Origin of the sequence: Neobacillus soli NBRC 102451 (genome assembly GCF_001591665.1) — a bacterium.
GTDB classification, from domain to species: Bacteria; Bacillota; Bacilli; order Bacillales; family Cytobacillaceae; genus Neobacillus; species Neobacillus soli.
In genome coordinates, this window is the sequence record NZ_BCVI01000069.1 from 21,148 (window position 1) to 28,526 (window position 7,379).

A 7,379-nucleotide genomic window follows, 5' to 3' on the forward strand; every position below is an offset into this window, starting at 1 on the left:
CAGACCCAGACTACGCAGCGACAGAAAGAGCTGCAGCAGGAAGACCCTAATGAGACCCACCCATAGTCAAATCTTAAAAAGGAATCAGTTGAATGGCTGATTCCTTTTTGTTTATAGAATAGAAACAGACTAGTTTTATCTCGTTCTATTGTAGCTGCTTGTTCAACTAAGACACCCTTTACTTTATTTAGTTAGTTTCAAATAGTAGTATTTTGCATCTTGTAAGGAACTACTTAAATCAAATGATGCTTTGACGGCAATATATATTGCAATACCTGCTAATATAGTTATAATTACACCGCCATCTTTAAGCATTTTGCTATTTTTCTTATAAAGGATAAGCATTGTTATAATAACAATTAAAAAGTATGATACCGATAAAATTAGTTTTACCAATACCAATTTACTATCATTTACAGCATTCATATAATTTACTAAATCGTCTTCATTGGCAGCTCTCTCTTCGATAATAGATATATCTCCTTTGTAGCCAACCTTCCAAGAAAATTTATTTTGTTCTTTTGTTACGGTGTACTCATAACCTAAAGTTTTCCCATCACCAATAATCCCTGAATATTCCTGTGTATCTTCTTCACCTTGAGAACAAGCAGATAAGAGTAAGGTAAAACAAAATAGCATTAACAAAATACATTTTTTCATTTAAATTCCCTCCCATCTCTCGGTAAATTCTACATATATCCATATATTTCATAAAATAATCCCTCGACGTTTGTTCAATAAGAAAAAGGATCGGCATAGCGAATACAAGCACCAGTTAAATGAAACTCTTTTTGAATATTCATAGAATTTTCTGCAAATAAATGTTAAAATTGTTAATGTTAGGAGGTGTTAGAATGAGAAAAATCGCTTCACCATTATCAATGGTAGTTTTGTTGTTCGGAATATTTTCTGTGTCTTTAGCAAGAAATTTTGATTTCTTTAGAGATCATTATGTTGGAGCTGTTATTTCCTCTATAATTATCGCATTGGTTTTAGCTTTAATATCGGAAAAGGGTTTTTGGAGAAAAATTGCATTATGGTTAATTGTAATAGCTGTTTTACTTATTATCTTCCTTTTTGTTTTAATGGGTGTTCTTTGGAACAAACCTTAATCTTTTCAAGATGATTTCCCCTGCGAAGGTCGGCTTTTTTCAATTCATCCAAAGAAATCAACCCCATATCGAATATCTCTTAATGATACTTTATTCAACACTTTCAGGGGTATGTCCTTGTTATATGTGAAATTGGTTTATTGAATTAACCTGTATCGTTACTTGAATAAGAAAAGGACTTTACTCCTTATTGAAGTATCGCCCCCTTTGGTTTAAGTATATTTCCTTACAATCTTTCGTTTACAAATAAAGAGTTGCCTCAGCACCCTACTGTTTATTGAATATTCATTTACCTATATGTTCTAGAATTTTTTTAAATTTTAAGCTGTTCTTCAATACTTTCTTCACCGATTCCAATATAAGTAACCTTTTTCTCAGGTATGTCCACACAATAGGTTACAATTCCAGCCTCAGCAATCTCTTTTAAGAAGGCTAAAAAGGGGAGAGAGATGTTAGAGATTGCCTCGAGTACCTTATTTCTATTAAATTTATCTGAGATAACCAAGCTTACTTGGGAATCTGTTTTAAACTCCGAAAGAACTCCTTTATATGTGGCTTGACCCGTAGCAACTTCTATTTCGTATCCATTTATGCCTCTTTGAGACAATTCTTCTAAGAATTGCGAAAAGGTTATCTCGCCATTACTTCTTCTGCGGATAATCTCTTGAAACTCACTTTCTGTTATTTTGTCATTCATACATATACCTCCAATTAGAATTAATTCTTAAATATCCTTCCTCACTATTCTAACCTCAGAGGTACTTCATATCCTTGTAAAAATGGGACATACTCGTTTATTCAACTAACCTGAAAAAGAGTTACCTAAGCAAACACTCGTTCTTTAACTAAAGCACCCGTTTAGCTTTAGTATATTTCTTACAAACTTTTACTTTTATCATGAAGAACGCTATTATTATAATGTGACTCCTTCTTTATGACAGGTGCATTTTTTCCAATTATTACGCATATCACAACAACAATTGCTAAAACAATCGTAAGCCATGTAATCGATTCTCCTAAGAACAATACAGAAAATCCAATCATTAAAAAGGGCTGTAAATATTGAATCTGTCCAACTCTTGCAATCCCTCCTAAAGACATCCCACCGTACCAAGCGACATATGCTAAAAATTGGCTTACAACAGCTAAATAGAACAAACTTATCCAAGCTTCGATTGGCGCTTTTAACATATCGACTGATATGCTTAAGGCAACAGGAAAAATAAAAAACGGGGCTCCAATTAATATAGCCCAAGCGATGACTTGCCAACTACCAAGCTCTTTTGATAGTTTTCCACCTTCTGCATAACTTAATCCAAGTATTAAGACAGCTACAATTAGTGCAACATCTCCATTTTGTAATTGACCTAAACCTAAATACACGGCATAAAGAAGCACTGCTATCGAACCAATAATACTCGCAATCCAATAGCGCTTAGAAGGTCGCTCGCCTCCACGCCACAAAGCAAAACCAGCTGTCGCGAGTGGCAGTAAAGCCAGTTCAATTGCGCCATGTGATACAGGCAGTGATTTCATGGCAAATGTTGTTAATAACGGAAAGGCAAGTACAGCACCAACGGCAACAATACCCAAGCTTTTCATTTGTTTTTTATTAGGTAATGATTCTTTTTTTATGATAAAAATGATGCTTACGATTATTGCTGCAATAACTGTCCTACCCATCCCAACAATTGTCTCACCGAAATAAGGGACAGCAATACTTGTAGCTGGTAATGTAAGACTAAAACAAACTATGCCAATAAAGCCGATAAGCATTCCTCTTTTTATATTTTTTTCCATTCAAAATCCCCCTTCACAAACATACAAATGTATTCCATAATCATTGTTAAAAAGAATAAGCTAATTAAACATAATTGAAATTGATATCAACTCTTTTTAATACAGGAAAATTCCACATTGTCATGAGACAGATACTAAAGTGAATCTATATGAAAACAAAATATAGAGGTATTTTAGAATGGGTGAAACAGCAAATAGAGGATGCGCAGTTAAATACAGGTGATAAATTACCTTCTATTCGGCTGCTCACAGAACAATATCAATGTAGTAACAGCCAAATAATCTACCCCAGTATCAATAGCTTTTTTGGAAACTTAGGATGCTCCGTGTCCATAGACATTTGCTTTTACCATTGCCATTATTTTTGTTGAGTTTGGAATTATTTTTCGAAATTCACAAATATTATGTGAAGGCTAATTTCAGCCCATATTTGTCTATACATCATTTTTTCTCACTTTAAGTGAATTTTCAATGATCAAGTCAAGTAGCTTATTATAAGGAATACCCGCTGATTGTGCGCTTTTTGGCAGCAGGCTATTTTTCGTCATCCCAGGTAATGAATTAACTTCCAACACATAAGGGATACCGTTTTTAATCATCATGTCGATTCGGGCATAAACACTACATTTCAGTGATTTATAGCAGGTCATTGCAGCAAAAGAGACGCGGTTATATGTTTCTGGCGGGAGCTGGACTACCTCCTCAATGGTAGCCACATCATTATATTTGGAGGTATAATCAAAAAACTCTCCCTTATGACGAATGGAAACCACAGGTAAAAGCCTTCCATCCAATATAGAACAAGTGATTTCCTCGCCTTTTATATACTTTTCAATCATCACTTCAGAATCCCATTTGAATACTTCAGCAATCGAAGACTTTATTGTGTCTTGGTCATAAACAATTTTTACCCCTACACTCGAACCGCCTGAATTAGGTTTCACAACTACTGGGTAACCCATCTTGTCTAGTTCATCCATTTTAAGTTCTTCCATGTTAGTAAGGTGAATCCAATCCGGTGTTTGCACACCTTCATAACGGATGATTTTTTTCGAGATATTCTTATCCATGCATAAGCTGCTGGACAGTACGCTACTCCCTGTATAAGGAACTCCGATGGTTGCAAGGGTACCTTGAATGGTGCCATCCTCACCGAACTTGCCATGTAGCGCCAGTAGCGCAACGTCAAGATTTTTCGCCTTTTCAACTAAATCTTCTTTTTTATCTAGTTGGATCGGTACAATTTCATATTTATTTTTATCTAAATGCACAATCATTTCTTCACCTGTCATAAGCGAAACTTGCTTCTCGGAAGAAACCCCTCCCATAATGACGCCAATTCTCATTTTTTTAGCCTCCAAAGTTATTTTTTAATGTGTCACCTATGATTTTAATCCCCTGAATAATCTCTCGTTCTTTCAGCCTAGAAAATCCTAATCGTAAAGTATGATTTCCTCCACTACTGTCCGTGTAAAATACATTGCCTGGAGAAAAAACTACTCCTTTTTGATAACATTTTTCTAAAAGCTTTCTTGAATCGATGTTGTTTTCTAGTTCTATAAAAAGGTGGAGTCCACCGTCACCAGTTATTCGTTTAAAAGGAATAAATTTCTTACAATAATGAACAGCTAATTCGTACTTTTTCTTATAGACTGATTTAGCTTTTTTTATATACTTCTCAAAGTAGCCATCATTCAAATATTGATATAACACCGCCTGATCTAATGTAGACGTATGAATAGTTCGAGCTCTTTTCATACTTTCCAAGTAATAAATCAAATCTTTGTCTGCTAAAATCCACCCAACCCGTAAGCCAGGAAAAAGAATTTTAGAGAAGCTGCTAATATAAATGACATTATTTCCGAGTCCGGCAAAGGCAGCCAACGGTGCCAGATGTGACCCTGAGTAACGTAATTCTTCATTAAATCCATCTTCAACGATAGGAAGCTGATATGCGGAAAACAGATCCATGATTTCCTTCCTTTTTTCAGAGGACGTTACGATTCCAGTTGGATTATGATAAGACGGAATTAAGTATGCAAAATCATATTCCTTTTTTGATAAGATTTTTTCTAGCTTACTAACATTGACACCATCATAATCCATTTCAATGCCATCGATTTCATAGCCATGTAACCGAAAGACCTTAAGTGCAGAATGATGGGTTGGATTTTCACAAATAACACGACCATTCTTTTTATTTAAAGAGGATAAAAGGATATCCAGACCTTCCGTGAACCCATTGGTAATTAAAACATCTTTATTTCTAATGTCTACCCCTTTAATTTCCATGTAGTGAAGCAGGTATTCGATAAGTGGTTTATAGCCCTTTGCATAGCCATAGTTAAGAACGATGTCTCCTTCAATGGACATCCGATTTAAAAAAGCCCTTTTAAAATTTTCTACATCAAAAAGCTTTTCATCGGGTGCGATACTATTAAATGAGATCATTTTATTATTCCAGCGCACTCCATGCTTCATAAGGTCCAATTCGTCTGCCAAAAAGGTTTGCTCATTGATTTTTTCAGTCCAATTCAACTGGATGGATGGGGATTTGAAGGTCTCAACATGACTTACAAAGTTTCCTTTTCCTTTTACCGCATAGATAAGGCCTTCTTGTTCCAAATCCGCATAAGCCGTTAGAACAGTATTTCGGCTAATTGATAATAAAGAGCTGAGTTCACGAGTGGATGGAAGCTTTTGATGCTCAAGCAAATGCCCGTTGGTTATCATTCTTTTTAAATATTCCTTAAGTTGAATATATACAGGACGGCCTTCCATAAGCTTAAAATCGTTAAACACTGCATTCATCCCCTTGCTAACATTTTTACATTTCTGCACCTATTCCAAAAGGTCCACACAATATGTATTTTTACGGTCTTGTGGTAGGGTGTGGAACTATAAAGATACCATTTAGAGTCTTTGAATAAATGAAAAATCCGGAAAAATTATAGGAATGAAAGAGACGATTACTATTTATTCCTTATGTAAAATCTCAACAACTTAATAAGTTGTTCACTGAACTTAATTCTGAAGATATATTAATTTCTCTTATTGCTAATGAAGGGGTTAATTAGAAACTCAAAAAAGGGACCTCAAACGGGTCCTTAATTTTTCTGATTATCAATTATCAAATAACAGAGCCTTAATAAAAGATTTCTTCTATAATCAATTTCCTGATGTTTTGCTTCAACTAAACCGCATCCTATAGTTTAAGTCATTTCTTTACAATTCCCATACTAATATTAACATAAATATCCAGCGTTTGATTGAAGGTCTATTCCGTTAAATGGCCCGATTATTGAATAAGAGCTAAAGACGATTCTTCCACTAAACTGCACCGTTACTTCAAGAACAGTAGGAACTGTCATTACAACAGTTCCTCTACTAATGCACCATTTAGTTGAATAAGCGTTTTTGTAAATTGCTCGTACCCTTCATTCAAGACGATGAATAACATCGTTTAATTAAGAAATATTAATCACCAAATGCAAATGTTATTTCTGTTTCGCAAACTAATTTCCCATCAACCGTAGCTATACCTTTGCCTTTTCCAATAGGTCCTTTTAATCGAGTGATTTCAACCTCAAGACGGAGTTGGTCTCCTGGTTTTACTTGCTGTTTGAAACGACATTTATCTATTCCTACTAATAACCCTAATCTACCTTGGTTTCCTTCTTTAGTTAACATCACTACCGCACTTACTTGAGCTATTGCCTCTACAATTAATACACCTGGCATAACAGGGTAGTTGGGAAAATGCCCGTTAAAAAAATCCTCATTTGCTGTCACATTTTTTATACCAACCGCTCTTTTTCCTTCTTCTAATTCCAAAATCCTATCCATTAATAGAAATGGATATCGATGCCTAATTATTTCCTTAATTTTTTGAGTATCCAACATCATTTATGCCCCCATAACAATTTTATTAAGTCTATTTATTTAATTTTATCACTTGGTGTTTATAGTTGTTAATATAAGATAAACCTCCTTCAACTGACCTGCACCGTTACTTCAATAAGAAAAAAGGCATTACCGTTGTTCTAGTAATGCACCCAAGTGCCTTCTTGGTCTGAATATTTTGTTACCTCACCTATTTTCTTACCGATCTTATTGGATTCGATATGTGTTTCAGAAATAACATAGATGTTACCTTTGAAGACAATAAAAGCGTATGCCCAACTTGCATAAGTATTACTAATGAGAAAAGTACAAGCGATTAGAAAAACGAAAACTACACTTATTATCCTTTCAACTACATCCCCACTATATTAAAAGGCGAATTCAGCATTAATTTGGTTACATCGTCTGTTTATTAGTTTTCTATCCTTATCACAAACATTTATTGACATAGAGCTGGGGTCTGAGCTTGATTTTTCTGAAAAGGACTATCAAAATTATTTCTCCCCCAACCTGTCCTTTTAACCTCAAAAACCGTATATAGAAGGTGAAAGGAGGTGGTAACGA

At 34.7% G+C, this 7,379-nt stretch carries 8 protein-coding genes; 1 reads left to right on the forward strand and 7 read right to left on the reverse strand.

The genetic code is table 11. From position 1 onward, the window contains the following. Positions 1 to 183: 183 nt before the first annotated feature. Entirely contained in the window at positions 184 to 660 is a 477-nt protein-coding gene (locus BSO02S_RS22935) for a hypothetical protein (RefSeq protein ID WP_066073187.1), read from the reverse strand. A gap of 194 nt (positions 661 to 854) precedes the next feature. Here BSO02S_RS22935 and BSO02S_RS22940 point away from each other — a divergent pair, with 194 nt between their 5' ends. Beyond that, a complete protein-coding gene (locus BSO02S_RS22940; RefSeq protein WP_066073190.1) occupies positions 855 to 1,112 on the forward strand; it encodes a hypothetical protein in 258 nt (85 codons plus the stop codon). Positions 1,113 to 1,425: 313 nt separating this feature from the next. On the opposite strand, the gene BSO02S_RS22945 is transcribed toward BSO02S_RS22940, so the two are convergent. The 6 genes from BSO02S_RS22945 to fabZ all read right to left on the reverse strand — a co-directional run bounded on the left by BSO02S_RS22945 (position 1,426) and on the right by fabZ (position 6,815). Continuing rightward, positions 1,426 to 1,809 (reverse strand): DUF1398 family protein, encoded by a 384-nt coding sequence (locus tag BSO02S_RS22945; protein WP_066073194.1) that lies wholly within the window; start codon positions 1,807 to 1,809, stop codon positions 1,426 to 1,428. 179 nt (positions 1,810 to 1,988) lie between these two features. Then, the gene (locus BSO02S_RS22950; protein ID WP_066073196.1) at positions 1,989 to 2,912 is read right to left on the reverse strand and encodes a DMT family transporter; all 924 of its coding nucleotides are present in this window, start codon (positions 2,910 to 2,912) and stop codon (positions 1,989 to 1,991) included. Positions 2,913 to 3,226: 314 nt separating this feature from the next. Further along, on the reverse strand, positions 3,227 to 3,313 hold the full coding sequence (locus tag BSO02S_RS28575) for a hypothetical protein (protein WP_369691314.1): 87 nt from the start codon (positions 3,311 to 3,313) through the stop codon (positions 3,227 to 3,229). Between the two features lie 33 nt (positions 3,314 to 3,346). Further along, positions 3,347 to 4,258, reverse strand: a complete 912-nt coding sequence (locus BSO02S_RS22955; RefSeq protein ID WP_066073197.1) for a D-alanine--D-alanine ligase — start codon at positions 4,256 to 4,258, stop codon at positions 3,347 to 3,349. Between the two features lie 4 nt (positions 4,259 to 4,262). Next, positions 4,263 to 5,714: a MocR-like pyridoxine biosynthesis transcription factor PdxR gene (gene pdxR, locus BSO02S_RS22960; protein ID WP_066073200.1), complete on the reverse strand. Its 1,452-nt coding sequence runs from the start codon at positions 5,712 to 5,714 to the stop codon at positions 4,263 to 4,265. Positions 5,715 to 6,389: 675 nt separating this feature from the next. Continuing rightward, positions 6,390 to 6,815, reverse strand: coding sequence for a 3-hydroxyacyl-ACP dehydratase FabZ (gene fabZ, locus BSO02S_RS22965; RefSeq protein ID WP_066073203.1), 426 nt, complete (start codon positions 6,813 to 6,815; stop codon positions 6,390 to 6,392). Positions 6,816 to 7,379: the final 564 nt, after the last annotated feature.

Coding starts and splice junctions, on each gene's coding strand:
- fabZ (WP_066073203.1), bottom strand. CDS start 6,815: ATGTTGGATACTCAAAAAATTAAGGAAATAATTAGGCATCGATATCCA.
- BSO02S_RS22955 (WP_066073197.1), bottom strand. CDS start 4,258: ATGAGAATTGGCGTCATTATGGGAGGGGTTTCTTCCGAGAAGCAAGTT.
- BSO02S_RS22950 (WP_066073196.1), bottom strand. CDS start 2,912: ATGGAAAAAAATATAAAAAGAGGAATGCTTATCGGCTTTATTGGCATA.
- BSO02S_RS22945 (WP_066073194.1), bottom strand. CDS start 1,809: ATGAATGACAAAATAACAGAAAGTGAGTTTCAAGAGATTATCCGCAGA.
- BSO02S_RS22940 (WP_066073190.1), top strand. CDS start 855: ATGAGAAAAATCGCTTCACCATTATCAATGGTAGTTTTGTTGTTCGGA.
- BSO02S_RS22935 (WP_066073187.1), bottom strand. CDS start 660: ATGAAAAAATGTATTTTGTTAATGCTATTTTGTTTTACCTTACTCTTA.